This window comes from Mycobacterium sp., from assembly GCF_008709575.1.
In the GTDB taxonomy this organism is placed as follows: Bacteria; Actinomycetota; Actinomycetes; order Mycobacteriales; family Mycobacteriaceae; genus Mycobacterium.
Map to the genome: position 1 here is coordinate 16,853 of NZ_VYIK01000045.1, position 17,448 is coordinate 34,300.

Annotated in this window: 17 protein-coding genes; 16 read left to right on the top strand and 1 reads right to left on the bottom strand. The window is 67.2% G+C overall.

Annotated elements, in window-relative coordinates; genetic code table 11:
• Window positions 1-127: 127 nt before the first annotated feature.
• On the bottom strand, window positions 128-568 hold the full coding sequence (locus F6Q13_RS11615) for an Hsp20/alpha crystallin family protein (RefSeq protein WP_293056453.1): 441 nt from the start codon (window positions 566-568) through the stop codon (window positions 128-130).
• Window positions 569-941: 373 nt separating this feature from the next.
• On the opposite strand from F6Q13_RS11615, the gene F6Q13_RS11620 reads away from it, so the two are divergent.
• From F6Q13_RS11620 to nuoN, 16 genes are all read left to right on the top strand, one after another.
• The gene (locus tag F6Q13_RS11620; protein ID WP_293056455.1) at window positions 942-1,475 is read left to right on the top strand and encodes a YceI family protein; all 534 of its coding nucleotides are present in this window, start codon (window positions 942-944) and stop codon (window positions 1,473-1,475) included.
• A 13-nt stretch (window positions 1,476-1,488) separates the two neighbouring features.
• Entirely contained in the window at window positions 1,489-1,887 is a 399-nt protein-coding gene (locus F6Q13_RS11625) for a hypothetical protein (protein ID WP_293056457.1), read from the top strand.
• A gap of 115 nt (window positions 1,888-2,002) precedes the next feature.
• The gene (locus F6Q13_RS11630; RefSeq protein WP_293056459.1) at window positions 2,003-2,383 is read left to right on the top strand and encodes an NADH-quinone oxidoreductase subunit A; all 381 of its coding nucleotides are present in this window, start codon (window positions 2,003-2,005) and stop codon (window positions 2,381-2,383) included.
• An 8-nt stretch (window positions 2,384-2,391) separates the two neighbouring features.
• On the top strand, window positions 2,392-2,946 hold the full coding sequence (locus F6Q13_RS11635) for an NADH-quinone oxidoreductase subunit B family protein (protein ID WP_293056461.1): 555 nt from the start codon (window positions 2,392-2,394) through the stop codon (window positions 2,944-2,946).
• Window positions 2,943-3,650 (top strand): NADH-quinone oxidoreductase subunit C, encoded by a 708-nt coding sequence (locus F6Q13_RS11640; protein WP_293056463.1) that lies wholly within the window; start codon window positions 2,943-2,945, stop codon window positions 3,648-3,650. Before F6Q13_RS11635 ends, F6Q13_RS11640 begins: the two co-directional genes overlap by 4 nt.
• 26 nt (window positions 3,651-3,676) lie before the next feature.
• Window positions 3,677-4,951 (top strand): NADH dehydrogenase (quinone) subunit D, encoded by a 1,275-nt coding sequence (gene nuoD, locus F6Q13_RS11645; RefSeq protein WP_293056489.1) that lies wholly within the window; start codon window positions 3,677-3,679, stop codon window positions 4,949-4,951.
• On the top strand, window positions 4,948-5,700 hold the full coding sequence (gene nuoE / locus F6Q13_RS11650) for an NADH-quinone oxidoreductase subunit NuoE (RefSeq protein WP_293056465.1): 753 nt from the start codon (window positions 4,948-4,950) through the stop codon (window positions 5,698-5,700). Before nuoD ends, nuoE begins: the two co-directional genes overlap by 4 nt.
• Window positions 5,697-7,034, top strand: coding sequence for an NADH-quinone oxidoreductase subunit NuoF (gene nuoF, locus F6Q13_RS11655; RefSeq protein ID WP_293056467.1), 1,338 nt, complete (start codon window positions 5,697-5,699; stop codon window positions 7,032-7,034). The genes nuoE and nuoF overlap by 4 nt, the downstream gene beginning before the upstream one ends.
• 41 nt (window positions 7,035-7,075) lie before the next feature.
• On the top strand, window positions 7,076-9,433 hold the full coding sequence (locus tag F6Q13_RS11660; RefSeq protein ID WP_293056491.1) for an NADH-quinone oxidoreductase subunit G: 2,358 nt from the start codon (window positions 7,076-7,078) through the stop codon (window positions 9,431-9,433).
• Window positions 9,430-10,653: an NADH-quinone oxidoreductase subunit NuoH gene (gene nuoH / locus F6Q13_RS11665; RefSeq protein WP_293056470.1), complete on the top strand. Its 1,224-nt coding sequence runs from the start codon at window positions 9,430-9,432 to the stop codon at window positions 10,651-10,653. The genes F6Q13_RS11660 and nuoH overlap by 4 nt, the downstream gene beginning before the upstream one ends.
• Window positions 10,646-11,167, top strand: a complete 522-nt coding sequence (gene nuoI / locus F6Q13_RS11670; protein WP_293056472.1) for an NADH-quinone oxidoreductase subunit NuoI — start codon at window positions 10,646-10,648, stop codon at window positions 11,165-11,167. Before nuoH ends, nuoI begins: the two co-directional genes overlap by 8 nt.
• Window positions 11,167-11,922: an NADH-quinone oxidoreductase subunit J gene (locus tag F6Q13_RS11675; protein WP_293056474.1), complete on the top strand. Its 756-nt coding sequence runs from the start codon at window positions 11,167-11,169 to the stop codon at window positions 11,920-11,922. The genes nuoI and F6Q13_RS11675 overlap by 1 nt, the downstream gene beginning before the upstream one ends.
• Window positions 11,919-12,218, top strand: a complete 300-nt coding sequence (gene nuoK / locus F6Q13_RS11680; protein WP_293056476.1) for an NADH-quinone oxidoreductase subunit NuoK — start codon at window positions 11,919-11,921, stop codon at window positions 12,216-12,218. The genes F6Q13_RS11675 and nuoK overlap by 4 nt, the downstream gene beginning before the upstream one ends.
• Before the next feature lie 4 nt (window positions 12,219-12,222).
• On the top strand, window positions 12,223-14,103 hold the full coding sequence (gene nuoL / locus F6Q13_RS11685) for an NADH-quinone oxidoreductase subunit L (RefSeq protein WP_293056479.1): 1,881 nt from the start codon (window positions 12,223-12,225) through the stop codon (window positions 14,101-14,103).
• A complete protein-coding gene (locus F6Q13_RS11690) occupies window positions 14,100-15,662 on the top strand; it encodes an NADH-quinone oxidoreductase subunit M (RefSeq protein ID WP_293056481.1) in 1,563 nt (520 codons plus the stop codon). The genes nuoL and F6Q13_RS11690 overlap by 4 nt, the downstream gene beginning before the upstream one ends.
• On the top strand, window positions 15,659-17,251 hold the full coding sequence (gene nuoN / locus F6Q13_RS11695) for an NADH-quinone oxidoreductase subunit NuoN (protein WP_293056483.1): 1,593 nt from the start codon (window positions 15,659-15,661) through the stop codon (window positions 17,249-17,251). The genes F6Q13_RS11690 and nuoN overlap by 4 nt, the downstream gene beginning before the upstream one ends.
• Window positions 17,252-17,448 lie beyond the last annotated feature (197 nt).

Sequence of the window (17,448 nt, forward strand, 5' to 3'; positions counted from 1 at the left end):
GCGTCGAGATCGAACTGGAAAGTGCCACTAAACACATTATCGGTCGACGCCGCCGCCCGAGCCGGCGAGGCCGTCCACGCAGCGTGATCACGTGGACGGCCTCGTATCAGGCCCGGTCAAGCCCCCGTCAGGCATGGAGTGCCTGCTGGGCGCCGGCCTGGATGGCGATCTTGCGGGGCTTGGCCTGCTCGGCCAGCGGGATCGTCAGTCGCAACACCCCGTCGGTGTAGTCCGCGACGACGTTGTCGGTATCCAGGTGGTCACCGAGGAACAACTGCCGGCTGAACACACCGTGCGGACACTCCGCGACCACCCAGTCACGGGCCCCGTCACCACTCGCCGGCCGCTCGGCGCGCACCGTCACGACATCGTGGTCGACGGTGATGTCGAGCGAATCCACCGCGATGCCCGGCAAGTCGAACTCCACCACGACCTTGTCCCCCTCACGCCAGGCATCCATCGGCATCACTGCCGGACGGGTCGCGGTGCCAACCGTGTTACCCCACAGTTGCTGGGCAAGCCGGTCGAGGTCACGGAAGAACGGATCAAACCTCAGCATGACCATCACCTCCTCACGTCTCTCTGGTTACGGATATGTAGTTTTCACCACAGGAAACCTTTGGTCGCTAACATATATTCCGGCAGCCGCATTCCTGTGTCGCGACGCGGCGGGGACCGGCGCCAGGAGGTCCGGGGCGGCCCCGGAGAGGCGTGCGGCAGCAGATCGCGGATGCCCCCCACCGCCAATCGACTGCCGCGCGGGTCTGCACCGTGATTAAGTTGGGTGTCGGTGCCGCAGGCTCTGACCAGCCGTATCGACGCGTGCTGCGACCCGGCCGAACTCGCCCCGCCGATGAGCCGGCCCGGCGACGATGCGGAGCGCGCAGCGTGAGGAGGAGGTACCGGGCAATTCAACCCGCGCCGTGCCAACGGAGGTGCTGATGACCACTGCGGAAAGCCTGCTGCGCGATCCGAACAGCGCCGGGGTATGGAATCTGGTCCCCGATCGCTCGACGTTCGGTTTCACGATCCGCAACCTGTGGGGCCTGATGGCTGTCAGGGGTGACTTCACCGAGGCCAGCGGCGACGGCCAAGTCACCGCCAAAGGCGCGGTCTTCGGCCGCCTCGACATCCGGGCCGCCTCGGTGCGCACCGGCATCCGCAGACGCGACGAGCATCTGCGCTCAGCCGACTTCTTCGACGTCGAGCGGTTCCCCGACATCAGCGTCGTCGTCACCGCCGTGGAGCCGACTACCGGCAACGCCGCCGACCTGCGGGCCACCTTCAGCATCAAAGGAGTCGATGCGCCGCTGCCGTTGCCGGCCACGATCACCAGGCTCGGTGACGGCTCGGTGCGCGTCTCGGCGACAACCCAGGTCGAGCGGGCCCGGTTCCACCTCGACTGGAATCGGCTCGCCATGATAGCCCCGACCGCGACCGCCTCCGCCGAGGCCGTCTTCGTCCGCGCGCGGTAATACACTCTCGGTCATGCCTGCTGCCGGGACGCTACGGATCCTCGTTTACAGCGACAATGCGAACACTCGTCAGCAGGTGATGCAGGCGCTGGGCAAGCGGCTGCACCCGGATCTGCCCGAGTTGAGCTACGTCGAAGTCGCCACCGGACCGGCGGTGATCCAACAGGTGGACGCGGGCGGCATCGACCTGGCGATTCTCGACGGGGAAGCGGCACCCCAAGGCGGGCTGGGAATCGCCAAACAACTGAAAGACGAGGTGGCGCACTGCCCGCCGATCGTCGTGCTCACCGGGCGCGCCGACGACGCCTGGCTGGCCAGCTGGTCACGCGCCGAGGCGGCGGTGCCGCATCCGGTCGACCCCATTCGGCTCGGCCGCACGGTTGTCGACCTGCTGCGCGCCCGGGTCCCCTAGCAGGCGGCGTCCAGCACTCTCTCGCGGAGCCCGATGAGCGAAGCCGCGAGCCGATCGCTAGGCTGGGGCTGCACTCTACAGGGAACCGAGATCCGGGGGGAGCAGCAGCGAGGACATGAATCTCTACGCGCCGATCCTGGTACTGGGCGGGATCGCCGCCGCGTTCGCGGTGTTCTCGCTGGTCATGGCGGGCACGATCGTGGGACCGTCCCGATACAACCGGGCCAAGATGGAGGCCTACGAGTGCGGGATCGAACCCGTCGAACAGGCGCACGGCACCCCGCGTGGCCGGGGCGGGCAGCGCTTCCCGGTGAAGTACTACCTGATCGCGATGCTGTTCATCGTCTTCGACATCGAGATCGTGTTCCTGTACCCCTGGGCGGTCAGCTACGACGCGTTGGGGGTGTTCGCGCTCGTCGAGATGCTGGTGTTCATGCTCACCGTGTTCGTGGCCTACGCGTACGTATGGCGCCGCGGCGGCTTGACGTGGGATTGAGGTAAGACGTGGGCCTGGAAGAAAAACTGCCCAGCGGATTTCTGCTGACCACGGTGGAAAAACTGGCAGGATACTTCCGCAAGAACTCGTTGTGGCCGGCGACTTTTGGTCTGGCCTGTTGCGCGATCGAGATGATGGCGACGGCGGGGCCCCGGTTCGACATCGCCCGTTTCGGCATGGAACGGTTTTCCGCCACCCCGCGCCAGGCCGATCTGATGATCGTGGCCGGCCGGGTCAGCCAGAAGATGGCGCCGGTGCTGCGCCAGATCTACGACCAGATGGCCGAGCCGAAATGGGTGCTGGCGATGGGTGTGTGCGCGTCGTCGGGCGGAATGTTCAACAACTACGCGATTGTGCAGGGCGTGGATCACGTTGTTCCGGTCGATATCTACCTGCCGGGCTGCCCACCGCGCCCGGAGATGCTGCTGTACGCAATCCTCAAGCTGCACGACAAGATTGCCGAAATGCCGTTGGGGGTCGACCGGGAGCGGGCCATCGCCGAAGCCGAACAAGCGGCGTTGGCGGCGCGGCCCACCATCGAGATGCGCGGATTGTTGCGATGAACCCGCCCGACCACGAAGTGCAGACCGCGGGCGAGGCACCCGACGACGAAGTGATCGACGTCCGCCGGGGCATGTTCGGTGTCTCGGGCACCGGGGACACGTCAGGTTATGGGCGGCTGGTTCGCCCCGTCACGCTGCCGGGCAGCAGCCCGCGGCCCTACGGCGGTTATTTCGACGAGGTCGTCGACCTACTGGAGCAGGCGTTAGGGCGCAACGGCGTCGAATTCGCCGCTGCAATCGAGAAAGTCGTGGTGTACCGCGGCGAACTCACCCTGCATGTGCATCGCGAGTTGCTGCCGGCGGTGGCGTCACGGCTGCGCGACGAGCCCGGGCTGCGCTTCGAGCTGTGTCTGGGCGTCAGCGGCGTGCACTACCCCAACGACACCGGCCGCGAGTTACACGCGGTCTATCCGCTGAAATCGATCACCCACAACCGCCGCGTCCGGTTGGAAGTGTCGGCCCCGGACAGCGATCCGCATATCCCGTCGCTGTTTTCCATTTATCCCACCAACGACTGGCACGAGCGGGAGACCTACGACTTCTTCGGGATCATCTTCGACGGTCATCCCTCGTTGACTCGCATCGAGATGCCCGACGACTGGCAGGGCCATCCCCAACGCAAGGATTACCCACTCGGCGGTATCCCGGTTGAATACAAGGGCGCCCAAATTCCCCCGCCCGACGAGCGGAGAGCTTACAAGTGACGAGCGAACCAACCGAGACGGTCTTGATGGCCGGCGGGCAGGACTGGGAGCAGGTCGTCCAAGCAGCCCGTGACGCAGACCCGGGGGACCGCATCGTCGTCAACATGGGACCCCAACATCCCTCCACCCACGGTGTGCTGCGGCTGATCCTGGAGATCGAGGGCGAAACCGTCATCGAAGCGCGCTGCGGCATCGGGTACTTGCACACCGGGATCGAGAAGAACCTCGAATACCGTTACTGGACCCAGGGGGTCACGTTCGTGACCCGGATGGACTACCTGTCGCCGTTTTTCAACGAAACCGCGTTTTGCCTGGGCGTGGAGAAACTGCTCGGGATCACCGAGCAGATCCCGGAGCGGGCCAACGTCATCCGGGTCATGATGATGGAACTCAACCGGGTCTCTTCGCACCTGGTCGCGTTGGCCACCGGCGGCATGGAACTGGGCGCGATGACCGCGATGTTCCTGGGGTTCCGGGAACGCGAACTCGTGCTCAACCTGTTCGAGTCGATCACCGGTTTGCGGATGAACCACAACTACATCCGGCCCGGGGGGCTGGCCCAGGACCTGCCGCCCGGCGCGGTCGACGAGATCGCGGCGTTCCTCAAGCTGATCGGCCATCGGCTGACCGACCTGGAGAAACTGCTCAACGAAAACGACATTTGGAAAGCCCGTACCAAAGATGTCGGTTACCTCGACCTGGCCGGGTGCATGGCGCTGGGCATCACCGGCCCGGTGCTGCGCTCGACCGGGCTGCCCTACGATCTTCGCCGAGACGAACCCTACTGCGGTTACGAGAACTACGAGTTCGACGTGATCACCGATGACAGCTGTGATGCGTATGGCCGCTACATGATTCGAGTCAAGGAGATGAGGGAGTCACTCAAGATCGTCGAGCAGTGCCTCGACAAGTTGCGGCCCGGCCCGATCATGGTGGCCGACCCCAAAATCGCCTGGCCCGCCGACCTCAAGGTCGGCCCCGACGGCCTGGGCAACTCGCAGGAGCACATCGCCAAGATCATGGGCAGCTCGATGGAGGCGCTGATCCACCACTTCAAACTGGTCACCGAGGGTATCCGGGTGCCCGCCGGTCAGGTCTATGTCGCAGTGGAGTCGCCGCGCGGCGAGTTGGGGGTGCACATGGTATCCGACGGCGGTACGCGCCCCTACCGGGTGCATTACCGCGACCCCTCGTTCACCAACTTGCAGGCCGTCGCCGCGATGTGCGAGGGCGGCATGGTCGCCGACGTGATCGCCGCGGTCGCCAGCATCGATCCGGTCATGGGCGGGGTCGACCGGTGACCGGGCCGGTGTTCGTGCCTCTCGGCCCGCCGCCCGAGGAGCCCGGGCAGTTCGTGGTCGACGGCGCCCGGCACTCGTACCCCCCCGAGGTCAGGGCGCGACTGGAGGTCGATGCCAAGGAGATCATCGGCCGCTACCCGCACAGCCGCTCGGCCATCTTGCCGCTGTTGCACCTGGTGCAGGCCGAGGACTCCTGCCTGACGCCGGCGGGCCTGGAATTCTGCGGCGAGCAGCTCGGACTCACCGGCGCCGAGGTGGCGGCGGTGGCCAGCTTCTACACGATGTATCGCCGCGAGCCCACCGGCGAGTATCTGGTCGGCGTGTGCACCAACACCCTGTGCGCGATCATGGGCGGCGACGCCATCTTCGCGGCGCTTACCGAGCACCTCGGCATCGGCCACGACCAGACCACCGAGGACGGCACCATCACGCTGCAGCACGTGGAATGCAACGCTGCCTGCGACTACGCGCCGGTGGTGATGGTCAACTGGGAGTTCTTCGACAACCAAACCCCCGAATCTGCGCGCCGACTTGTCGACGCGCTGCGCTGCGGGAAACCGCCCCGGCCGACCCGCGGCGCCCAGTTGTGCCCCTTCCGTCAGACCGAGCGGATTCTGGCCGGCTTCCCCGACCAGCGACCCGACGACGGGCAGGGCGGTGCGGGTGCGGCCACCCTGGCCGGTGTGACGATAGCCAAACAACATGGCATGGTCGCACCGCCGACCACTCACCAACCCGGGGGTCAGTGATGGCCGGCGCGACCCGGCTGACTCCGGTGCTCAGCCGCTACTGGGACGACTCCGAGTCGTGGACGCTGGACACCTACCGCGGCCACGACGGCTACCGGGCGCTGCAGAAGGCGCTCGACATGGAGCCCGACGAGGTGATCCGGACGGTCAAGGATTCGGGGTTGCGGGGCCGCGGCGGTGCGGGTTTCTCGACCGGCACCAAGTGGTCGTTCATTCCGCAGGGCGACCAGGATCCCCAGAGCCCGGCCGCCAAGCCGAAATACCTGGTGGTCAACGCCGACGAGTCCGAGCCGGGAACCTGCAAGGACATCCCCCTGATGTTGGCCACCCCGCATGTCCTGATCGAGGGCATCATCATCGCCGCTTACGCGATCCGGGCCCACCACGCGTTCATCTACGTGCGCGGTGAAGTGCTGCCGGTGATCCGGCGGCTGCACAACGCGGTGGCCGAGGCCTACGCTGCGGGCTATCTGGGCCGCAACATCGCCGGCTCGGGCTATCACCTGGAACTGGTTGTCCATGCCGGCGCGGGCGCCTACATCTGCGGCGAGGAGACCGCGTTGCTGGACTCGCTCGAGGGCCGGCGCGGGCAGCCGCGGCTGCGTCCGCCGTTCCCGGCGGTCTCGGGGCTCTACGGGTGCCCGACCGTGATCAACAATGTCGAATCGATCGCCAGCGTCCCGCCGATCATCTTGGGCGGGGTCGACTGGTTCCGGTCGATGGGCTCGGAGAAATCCCCCGGCTTCACCCTGTACTCGCTGTCCGGACATGTGACCCGGCCCGGCCAGTACGAAGCGCCGCTGGGTATCACGCTGCGCGAGTTGCTCGACTACGCCGGCGGAGTGCGCGCCGGGCATCGGCTGAAGTTTTGGACCCCGGGCGGCTCGTCGACACCGATCCTGACCGACGAACACCTCGACATCCCACTGGACTACGAGGGGGTGGCCGGAGCCGGCTCGATGCTGGGCACCAAAGCACTGCAGATCTTCGACGAGACGACCTGCGTGGTGCGCGCGGCGCGGCGCTGGTGCCAGTTCTACAAACACGAATCGTGCGGCAAATGCACACCGTGCCGCGAAGGCACCTACTGGTTGGACCAGATCTACGAGCGCCTGGAGACCGGGAAGGGCACCTGCGAGGATCTGGACAAGCTGCTCGACATCGGTGACATACTGTTCGGGAAATCGTTCTGCGCATTGGGCGACGGTGCGGCCATGCCGGTGATCTCGTCGCTACAGTACTTCCGCGAGGAGTACGTCGCCCACATCGACGGCGGCGGCTGCCCGTTCGACCCCGCTGCGTCGATGCTCATGGCGAACGGAGAAAACGCGTGACGCTGCACGCCGACGCCCAAAAGGCGACCGTCCGACCGGAAATGGTGACGTTGTCGATCGACGGTGCCGAAGTCAGTGTTCCCAAAGGCACCTTGGTGATTCGCGCGGCCGAGTTGTTGGGCATCGAGATCCCGCGCTTTTGCGACCACCCACTGCTGGATCCGGTCGGCGCCTGCCGGCAATGCCTGGTCGAGATCGAGGGCCAGCGCAAGCCGATGGCCTCGTGCACGACCGTGGCGACCGACGACATGGTGGTACGCACCCAGGTGACGTCGGAAGCCGCCGACAAGGCCCAGCACGGCGTGATGGAACTGCTGCTGATCAACCATCCGCTGGACTGCCCGATGTGCGACAAGGGCGGCGAATGCCCGCTGCAGAACCAGGCGATGTCAGCCGGCCGGGGCGATTCCCGCTTCACCGACGTCAAACGCAAATTCGCCAAGCCGATCAGCATTTCCTCGCAGGTGCTGCTGGACCGGGAGCGCTGCATCCTGTGCGCCCGCTGCACCCGGTTCGCCAATCAGGTCGCCGGCGACAACTTCATCGACATGCTCGAGCGCGGCCCACTGCAGCAGGTCGGCATCTACGCCCGCGAACCGTTCGAGTCCTATTTTTCCGGCAACACCGTGCAGATCTGCCCGGTGGGGGCCCTGACGGGCACCGCCTACCGATTCCGGGCCCGTCCCTACGATTTGGTCTCCACGCCCAGTGTGTGCGAGCACTGCGCATCGGGGTGCGCGCAGCGCACCGACCACCGCCGCGGGGTGGTGCTGCGCCGGCTGGCCGGCGACGACCCGGAAGTCAACGAGGAGTGGAACTGCGACAAGGGCCGCTGGGCGTTTACCTACGCCACGCAACCCGACCGGATCACCGCTCCCCTGGTTCGCAACGCCGACGGTGCGCTGGTCACCGCGTCGTGGCCGGAAGCGCTGGCGGTCGCGGCCCGCGGCCTCGCGGGCGCCCGCGGCCGCGCCGGCGTGCTGGTCGGTGGCCGGACAACGTGGGAAGACGCCTATGCCTACGCGAAATTCGCTCGGATCGTGTTGGGCACCAACAATATTGACTTTCGCTCCCGCCCGCACTCGGCGGAGGAGGCGCAGTTCTTGGCGGCGCGGGTCGCCGGAAGTCCGGTCGGTGTCAGTTATGCCGACCTGGAGGCGGCGCCGGTGGTGCTGCTGGCCGGGTTCGAGCCCGAGGACGAGTCGCCGATCGTGTTCTTGCGGTTGCGCAAGGCCGCCCGCAAACACGGGTTGAGAGTCTATGCCGTCGCGCCGTTCGCCAGCCGGGGGCTGCAGCGCATGTCGGGCCGGGTGCTCACCACGGTGCCCGGCGCCGAGGCGGCCGCGCTGGACGCACTGACCAGCGGCGAAGTCGGCGAGCTGTTGCGACAACCCGGTGCGGTGATCCTGGTCGGCGAACGCCTGGCCACCGTGGCGGGCGGCTTCTCGGCGGCGACCCGGCTCGCCGATGCCACCGGCGCGCGGCTGGCCTGGGTGCCGCGCCGCGCCGGGGAACGCGGCGCGCTGGAGGCCGGTGCCCTGGGCACGCTGCTGCCCGGCGGCCGGCCGGTGACCGACGACACCGCGCGGTCGCAGCTGTGCGCGGCGTGGTATGTCAGCGACCTGCCCTCGTCCGCCGGGCTCGACACCGCCGGCATGCTGGCCGCCGCGGCCGACGGCGGGCTGGCGGCGCTGCTGGTCGGCGGGGTGGAGCCGGCAGACCTCGCCGATCCGGATGCTGCGCTGGCCGCGCTGGATGCCGTCGGCTTCCTCGTCAGCCTGGAGCTGCGGCACAGCGCGGTGACCGAGCGCGCCGACGTGGTCTTCCCGATCGCGCCGACGGCGGAAAAGGCCGGGACCTACCTCAACTGGGAGGGCCGCTACCGCGGCTTCCCCGCCGCACTGGAGTTCGGCGACGAACCGGATCTGCGGGTGCTCGATGCGCTGGCCGAGGAATTGGGTGTCTGCCTCGGATTGCCCACCGTCGAGGCCGCCCGTGCCGAACTGAGCCGGCTCGGCAGCTGGGACGGCGATCGCGCTGCCGCCCCCGCCGTCGCGGCCGGCGACCCGGCGCACCAGCCCGGTCCGGGCGAGGCGGTGTTGGCCGGATGGCGGATGCTGCTCGACAATGGCCGCATGCAAGACGGCGAACCGCACCTGGCCGGCACCGCGCGCAAGCCGGTGGCGCGGTTGTCCGCCGACACCGCCGCCGAGATCGGCGCCGGCGACGGCGAGCCGGTCACGGTGCGCACCGAGCGCGGCGCGATCACGGTGTCGCTGGTGATCACCGAGATGCCCGATCGGGTGGTGTGGCTGCCGCTGAACTCGCCCGGCTCGGCGGTGCACCGGCAATTGGGCGTCACGACAGGCAGCCTGGTTCGAATAGCGGCGGGCCGATGAGCGGCTTCGGGCAGGACACCTGGTGGCTGATCGCAGCTAAAGCCGTCGCGGTCTTCGTCTTCCTGGTGCTCACGGTGCTGGTGGCGATCCTGGCTGAGCGGAAGTTGTTGGGCCGCATGCAGATGCGCTGGGGCCCCAACCGGGTGGGTCCGCGTGGATATCTGCAATCCCTGGCCGACGGGATCAAGCTGGCGCTCAAGGAGGGCATCATGCCCGACGGCGTGGACCGTCCGGTCTACCTGCTGGCGCCGGTCATCTCCGTCATCCCGGCGATCACCGCCTTCGCGTTCATCCCGTTCGGCCCGCAGGTGTCGGTCCTGGGTCATCGGACTATGTTGCAGCTCACCGATTTACCGGTCGCGGTGTTGTTCATCCTGGCGCTGTCGTCGATCGGGGTGTACGGCATCGTGCTGGCCGGCTGGGCGTCGGGTTCGACCTACCCGCTGCTGGGCGGGGTGCGCTCCACCGCCCAGGTGATCTCCTACGAGGTCGCTATGGGCTTGTCGTTCGCGGCGGTGTTCCTCTACGCCGGAACCATGTCGACCTCGCAGATCGTGGCCGCCCAGGACCGCGTCTGGTACGTCTTTGTGCTGCTGCCGTCGTTTCTGGTCTACCTGGTCGCCATGGTCGGTGAAACCAACCGGGCGCCGTTCGACTTGCCCGAGGCCGAAGGCGAATTGGTGGCCGGGTTTCACACCGAGTACTCCTCGCTGAAGTTCGCCATGTTCTACCTGGCCGAGTACATCAACATGACCACCGTGTCGGCGTTGGCAGCAACGCTGTTCCTCGGCGGCTGGCATGCACCGTGGCCGCTGGACATGTGGGCCGGCGCCAACAGCGGCTGGTGGCCGCTGCTGTGGTTCACCGCCAAGGTGTGGGCCTTCCTGTTCGGCTACTTCTGGCTGCGGGCCACGTTGCCGCGGCTGCGCTACGACCAGTTCATGGCGCTGGGGTGGAAGACGCTGATTCCGGTGTCGCTGCTGTGGGTCATGATCGCCGCGGTGATCCGCACCCTGCGCAACCAGGGCATGCAGCACTGGACCGCCGTGCTGGTGACCGCCAGCGCCGTCGTCGCCGCGGGGCTGCTGGTGTATCTGAGAAGACCGCTGTCCGGCCTGGAAACCCGCCCGGCACACGCTCCGGAACCGGCCGGGGAACCGGCCTTCCCGACGCCGCCGCTGCCGGACCGGCCGCCGATCAAGGAGGGCGCACGTGGCTAGACTGCTCGACTCCCTCGCCGGTTTCGGCGTCACCCTGGCGGCGATGTTCAAACGTCCGGTGACCGAGGAGTATCCGGAGAAACCCGGCCCGGTGGCGCCGCGCTACCACGGCCGCCACCAGCTCAACCGGTACCCGGACGGGCTGGAGAAATGCATCGGCTGCGAGTTGTGCGCGTGGGCGTGCCCGGCCGATGCGATCTACGTCGAAGGCGCCGACAACACCGAGCAGGAGCGGTATTCGCCCGGGGAACGTTACGGCCGGGTGTACCAAATCAACTACCTGCGCTGTATCGGCTGCGGCCTGTGCGTGGAGGCGTGCCCGACCCGGGCGCTGACGATGACCAACAACTACGAGATGGCCGACGACAACCGCGCCGACCTCATCTACGAAAAAGACCGGCTTTTGGCCCCATTGCAGCCCGGGATGCAGCCGCCGCCGCATCCCCGGGCTCCCGGAGCCACCGACGCCGACTACTACCTGGGCAATGTCAAACCCGCCGCGGAGGTGCCCTAGTGACGACCACGGTGCTGGCCGAAACCCTCACCCGGACCTCCACCGGGGAAGCGGTGACGTTCTGGGTGCTGGGCGCACTGGCGCTGGTCGGCGCGCTGGGTGTGGTGATGGCCGCCAACGCGGTGTACTCGGCGATGTTTTTGGCGATGACCATGATCATCCTGGCGGTGTTCTACATGGTGTCCGACGCGTTGTTTCTCGGCGTGGTCCAAGTCGTCGTCTACACCGGGGCGGTGATGATGCTGTTCTTGTTCGTGCTGATGCTGATCGGGGTGGATTCCGCGGAATCACTGACCGAGACGCTGCGCGGGCAACGGGTTGGCGCGGTGACGGCCGGGATCGGCTTCGGCCTCGTGCTGATCGCCGCTATCGGCAACGTGGCCACGGCCGGCTTCACCGGACTGACCCGGGCCAATGCCCAGGGCAATGTGGCGGGCCTGGCCAGGCTGATCTTCTCGCGTTATCTGTGGGCGTTCGAGCTGACCAGCGCGCTGCTGATCACCGCGGTCATCGGGGCGATGGTGCTCACCCACCGGGAGCGGTTCGAGCGTCGCAAGACCCAACGTGAGCTGTCGATCGAACGGTTCCGCACCGGCGGATACCCCACTCCGTTGCCCGGGCCGGGGGTCTACGCCCGCCACGACGCCGTCGACATGGCCGCGCGTCTGCCCGACGGTTCGTACTCGAAACTGTCGGTGCCGCAGATCCTTGCACCGCGCACGGCCGACGGGAACGGTGCGAACGGAACACCATGAATCCGCAAAACTACCTTTATCTGTCGGCGTTGTTGTTCACCATCGGCGCCGCCGGTGTGCTGCTGCGGCGCAACGCGATCGTGATGTTCATGTGCGTCGAGTTGATGCTCAACGCGGTCAACCTGGCGTTCGTCACGTTCGCCCGGATGCACGGCCGGCTCGACGGCCAAGTGGTGGCATTCTTCACGATGGTGGTCGCCGCCTGCGAGGTCGTCATCGGCCTGGCCATCATCATGACCATATTCCGTGCCCGCCGATCGGCTTCGGTCGACGACGCCAACCTGCTCAAGGGCTGACACCATGACGGACCTGACCTGGCTGCTCGTCGCGCTGCCGGCAGCCGGCGCCGTGATCGGGCTGCTGGGCGGCCGGCGCACCGACCGATGGGGTCACCTGCTGGGCTGTGCGGCCGCACTGGCATCGTTTTTGGTGGCAACGGCGCTGCTGGTCGATCTGCTCGGCCGGCCCGGCGACGACCGCATGCTGCGGCAGACCTTGTTCAACTGGGTACCCGTCGGCGGTTTGCAGGTCGACTTCGGGCTGCAGATCGACCAATTGTCGATCTGCTTCGCGCTGTTGATCACCGGCGTCGGGTCGCTGATCCACATCTATTCGGTCGGCTACATGGCCGACGACCCCGACCGCCGCCGGTTTTTCGCCTACCTCAACTTGTTTCTGGCGGCGATGCTGCTGCTGGTGGTCGCCGACAACTATCTGGGGCTTTACGTCGGCTGGGAAGGGGTCGGCCTGGCGTCATATCTGCTGATCGGCTTCTGGTACCAACGGCCGTCGGCGGCCACCGCGGCCAAGAAGGCGTTCGTGATGAACCGCGTCGGGGATGCCGGCCTGTCGCTGGCCATGTTCGTGATGTTCGCCGAATTCGGCACGCTGTCGTTCGCCGGGGTGTTCGCCGACCCGTCGAGCGCCGGCGCCGGCACACTCACCGCGATCGGGTTGCTGCTGTTGTTGGGTGCCTGCGCCAAGTCGGCGCAGGTGCCGCTGCAGGCGTGGCTCGGTGACGCGATGGAAGGCCCCACCCCGGTGTCGGCACTGATCCATGCCGCCACCATGGTGACCGCGGGCGTGTACCTGATCGTGCGTTCGGCCCCGTTGTTCAACCTGTCGCCGGCCGCGCAGCTGGCCGTGGTCGTCGTCGGGGCGGTCACGCTGCTGTTCGGCGCGATCATCGGGTGCGCGAAAGACGACATCAAGCGAGCGCTGGCGGCCTCGACGATCAGCCAGATCGGCTACATGGTGCTGGCCGCCGGGCTCGGACCGGCCGGATACGCGTTCGCGATCATGCACCTGCTGACCCACGGCTTTTTCAAAGCCGGCCTGTTCCTCGGGTCCGGCGCGGTTATTCACGCGATGGACGACGAGCAGAACATGCGCCGCTACGGTGCACTGCGTATTGTCCTGCCGGTCACGTTCGTCACCTTCGGGTTGGCCTATCTGGCGATCATCGGGGTACCGCCGTTCGCCGGCTTCTTCTCCAAAGACGCCATCATCGAGGCCGCGCTGGGTGCCGGCGGAATCCGGGGACCGGTCCTGGGTGCGGCAGCGATCCTGGGCGCCGGCATCACCGCGTTCTACATGACCCGGGTGATGTTGATGACGTTCTTCGGCGAAAAGCGGTGGTCCCCCGATGCCCATCCGCACGAGGCGCCCGCAGTGATGACCTGGCCGATGATCCTGCTGGCCGTCGGCTCGGTCTTCTCCGGCGGCCTGCTGGCCATCGGCGGCACCCTGGTGCACTGGCTGGAACCCGTGGTCGGCGCGCACGAAGCCGCGCACTCGATTCCCACCTGGGTGACCAGCACGGTGACGCTGGGCGTGGTTGCCGTCGGGATCACGGTGGCCTACCGGATGTATGGCACGCGTCCGGTGCCGGTCACCGCGCCGGTGGTGGTGTCGGCGCTGACGGTCGCGGCCCGCAACGACCTCTACGGCGACGCCCTCAACGAGGAGGTGTTCATGCGCCCCGGTGGGCAACTGACCCGTGCGCTGGTCGGCCTCGACGATGCCGGCGTGGACGGCTCGGTCAATGCGCTGGCTGCTTTGGTCAGCCGCACTTCCGACCGGCTGCGCGGCTTGCAGACCGGGTTCGCCCGCAACTACGCGTTGTCGATGTTGGCGGGTGCGGCGCTGCTGGCCGCGGCGATTTGGGCGGTACAGCGATGACGCCGTGGCTGAGCGTGCTGTGGCTGCTGCCGCTGGCCGGCGCGGCGCTGGTGATGCTGCTACCGGGGAGCTGGCGGCAACCCGCCAAGTGGCTCGGCCTGTCCGTGGCCGCCGCCGTGCTGGCGGTGGCGGTCGTGATCACCACCGGCTTCGATACCGGCGGCGCTGCGTACCAGTTCGTCGAATCGCATTCGTGGATCCCCGCGTTCGGTGCCGGCTACACCCTCGGGGTGGACGGCATCGCGGTGGTGCTGGTGCTGCTGACCGCGGCGTTGGTACCTCTTTTGATGCTGGCCGGCTGGAACGACGGCGGCGAACGCGGCCGCGGCCCGCACGGATACGTCGCGTTGACGCTGACCGCCGAGTCGATGGTGCTGGTCTCGCTGGTTTCGCTGGACGTGCTGCTGTTCTACATGTTCTTCGAAGCCATGCTGATCCCGATGTACTTTCTGATCGGCGGTTTCGGCACGAGCCCCAACCGGTCCCGCGCTGCGGTGAAATTCCTGCTGTACAACCTGTTCGGCGGTCTGATCATGCTGGCCGCGGTGATCGGCTTGTACGTGGTGACCGCGCAGCACGGGCCCGGTACCTTCGACTTCCGGACGATCGTCGAGGCGGTGTCGTCCGGTTCGCTGGGGGGGGATCCCGCGGTACTCAAGGCGCTGTTCCTGGGTTTCCTGTTCGCGTTCGCCGTCAAGGCCCCGCTGTGGCCGTTTCACCGCTGGCTGCCCGATGCCGCCGTCGAGGCCACCCCGGCGACCGCGGTGTTGATGATGGCGGTGATGGACAAGGTCGGCACCTTCGGCATGCTGCGCTACTGCCTGCAGTTGTTTCCCGACGCCGCCACCTATTTCCGTCCGCTGGTCGTGGTGCTGGCCGTGACCGGCGTGATCTATGGGGCCGTGGTGGCGATCGGGCAGACCGACATCATGCGGCTGATCGCCTACACCTCGATCTCGCACTTCGGGTTCATCATTCTCGGGATCTTCGTGATGACCAGCCAGGGTCAGAGCGGCTCCACGCTGTACATGGTCAACCACGGCCTGGCCACCGCCGCGGTGTTTTTGATCGCCGGATTCCTGATCGCCCGCCGCGGCACCCGATCCATCGCCGCGTTCGGCGGCGTGCAAAAGGTGGCGCCGGTGTTGGCCGGTACTTTTTTGGTCGCGGCCATGGCGACCCTGTCCCTACCCGGGCTGGCGCCGTTCATCAGTGAATTCCTGGTCCTGATCGGCACGTTCACCCGCTACCAGGCCGCAGCGGTGTTCGGCGTGACCGCGCTGGTGCTCTCGTCGATCTACATGCTGTGGCTCTACCAACGGGTGATGACCGGGCCGGTGCGCGAGGGCAACGAAAGGATCCGCGACCTGGTGCCCCGCGAACGCGTCGTCGTCGCACCCTTGATCGCGCTGCTGCTGGTGCTCGGCTTCTACCCGAAACCGATGCTGGACATCATCAATCCTGCGGTCGGCCATACGATGGCCACCATCGGCCAGCATGATCCCGCCCCGGCCGCGCCGGCGCCCGGGCCACGGTCGGCGGAAGGACCGCGCCGATGAGCATGCCCACCCCCAACGTCGAATACGGCCTGGTTTCTCCGATGCTCATCGTCTTCGGGGCCGCGGTCCTCGGCGTGCTGGCCGAGGCGTTCGTGCCGCGCCGATTCCGCTACGGCGCTCAGGTGATGCTCGCGGTCAGCGGGCTCATCGCGGCATTCGTCGCGGTTCTGCGGGTGCGCACCATGATTCCGGCGTCCGGCCGCACGGTCGTTCTGGGAGCACTGGCCGTCGACGGCCCGACGCTGGTGTTGCAGGGAACCGTGCTGCTGGTCGCGATGATGGCGACCCTTTTCATCGCCGAACGCCGTCGTGGTGCCCGGGCCGCCGTCGGTCCCGGTGCCGCGACCGCGGCCGTCGACGTCGCCGGCGGGCTGGATGCCTTCACCCCGCAGGCCTCCGTGGTTCCCGGCAGTGCCGGCGAGCGCCTGGCGCTGCGGGCCGGCGCGATACAGACCGAGGTCTTCCCGTTGACCATGCTCGGAGTCGGCGGGATGCTGGTGTTCCCGGCCGCCAACGACCTGTTGACGATGTTCGTCGCACTGGAGGTCTTGTCGCTGCCGCTGTACCTGCTGTGCGGGCTGGCCCGCCACCGCAGGCTGGCCTCGCAGGAGGCGGCGATGAAATACTTTCTGCTGGGCGCGTTCTCGTCGGCTTTCTTCCTCTACGGTGTGGCGCTACTCTACGGCGCGACCGGCACACTGACCCTGCCCGGCATTCGCGATGCGCTGGCCGGCAAGCCCCATAACTCGATGGCCTTGGTCGGTGTCGCCCTGTTGGCGGTGGGCCTGCTGTTCAAGGTCGGCGCGGTCCCGTTCCATTCCTGGATTCCCGACGTCTACCAGGGCGCGCCGACCCCGATCACCGGATTCATGGCCGCAGCCACCAAGGTTGCCGCAGTCGGCGCGCTGCTGCGGGTCACGTATGTGGCGCTGCCGCCCCTGCACGACCAGTGGCGGCCGGTGCTGTGGGCGATTGCGATCCTGACCATGGCGGTGGGGACCGTCACCGCGGTCAACCAGACCGACGTCAAACGACTGTTGGCGTATTCGTCGGTGGCCCATGTCGGTTTCATCCTCACCGGCGTGATCGCCGACATCCCGGCCGGTGTCTCGGCGACGTTGTTCTACCTGATCGCCTACAGCTTCAGCACCGTCGGTGCGTTCGCCGTCGTCGGTCTGATCCGCAACGCCGACGGCGACGAGGATACCGCGATGTCCCGCTGGAACGGCCTGGGCCGGCGTCATCCGGTCGTCGGTGTGTTGTTGTCGATGTTTTTGCTGGCGTTCGCCGGTATTCCACTGACCAGTGGCTTCGTCGCCAAGTTCGTGGTGTTTCGGGCCGCCGCCGAGGGCGGTGCGGTGCCGCTGGTGATCATCGGTGTGATCGTCAGCGGGGTGGCGGCCTATTTCTACGCTCGGGTGATCGTGGCGATGTTCTTCGCCGATGCACCGCAGGACGAACTCCACGTCGCGGTGCCCAGTGGCTGGAGCAGGACGGCGATCGCGATCTGCGCAGCGGTCACCGTCGGGCTCGGTGTCTTTCCGCAGCCACTGCTGGATCTCGTCGAGCGGGCGACGCAATTCGGATAGAGTTTGGCGGTTCGCGCTGGGCGCCGACTTATCCACAGTTGTGCCTTGATCCACAGGTGGGGATTTGGGCGTGCGCGCAACTTCGTCTGATCTGATGCTTTCCCTTGAACCGCGGATAGCCGGGCTTGTCGCCGCATTTGACCGGCGGAAGAACCCGTCGAACGCCTTGTTCAAGCGCCGCAGCGTGGCCTGCTGAC

Excerpts from the sequence above, each read along its gene's own strand:
- F6Q13_RS11620 (WP_293056455.1), top strand. The coding sequence starts at position 942 with ATGACCACTGCGGAAAGCCTGCTGCGCGATCCGAACAGCGCCGGGGTA.
- F6Q13_RS11625 (WP_293056457.1), top strand. The coding sequence starts at position 1,489 with ATGCCTGCTGCCGGGACGCTACGGATCCTCGTTTACAGCGACAATGCG.
- F6Q13_RS11630 (WP_293056459.1), top strand. The coding sequence starts at position 2,003 with ATGAATCTCTACGCGCCGATCCTGGTACTGGGCGGGATCGCCGCCGCG.
- F6Q13_RS11640 (WP_293056463.1), top strand. The coding sequence starts at position 2,943 with ATGAACCCGCCCGACCACGAAGTGCAGACCGCGGGCGAGGCACCCGAC.
- nuoD (WP_293056489.1), top strand. The coding sequence starts at position 3,677 with ATGGCCGGCGGGCAGGACTGGGAGCAGGTCGTCCAAGCAGCCCGTGAC.
- F6Q13_RS11660 (WP_293056491.1), top strand. The coding sequence starts at position 7,076 with ATGGTGACGTTGTCGATCGACGGTGCCGAAGTCAGTGTTCCCAAAGGC.
- nuoH (WP_293056470.1), top strand. The coding sequence starts at position 9,430 with ATGAGCGGCTTCGGGCAGGACACCTGGTGGCTGATCGCAGCTAAAGCC.
- nuoK (WP_293056476.1), top strand. The coding sequence starts at position 11,919 with ATGAATCCGCAAAACTACCTTTATCTGTCGGCGTTGTTGTTCACCATC.
- nuoL (WP_293056479.1), top strand. The coding sequence starts at position 12,223 with ATGACGGACCTGACCTGGCTGCTCGTCGCGCTGCCGGCAGCCGGCGCC.
- F6Q13_RS11690 (WP_293056481.1), top strand. The coding sequence starts at position 14,100 with ATGACGCCGTGGCTGAGCGTGCTGTGGCTGCTGCCGCTGGCCGGCGCG.
- nuoN (WP_293056483.1), top strand. The coding sequence starts at position 15,659 with ATGAGCATGCCCACCCCCAACGTCGAATACGGCCTGGTTTCTCCGATG.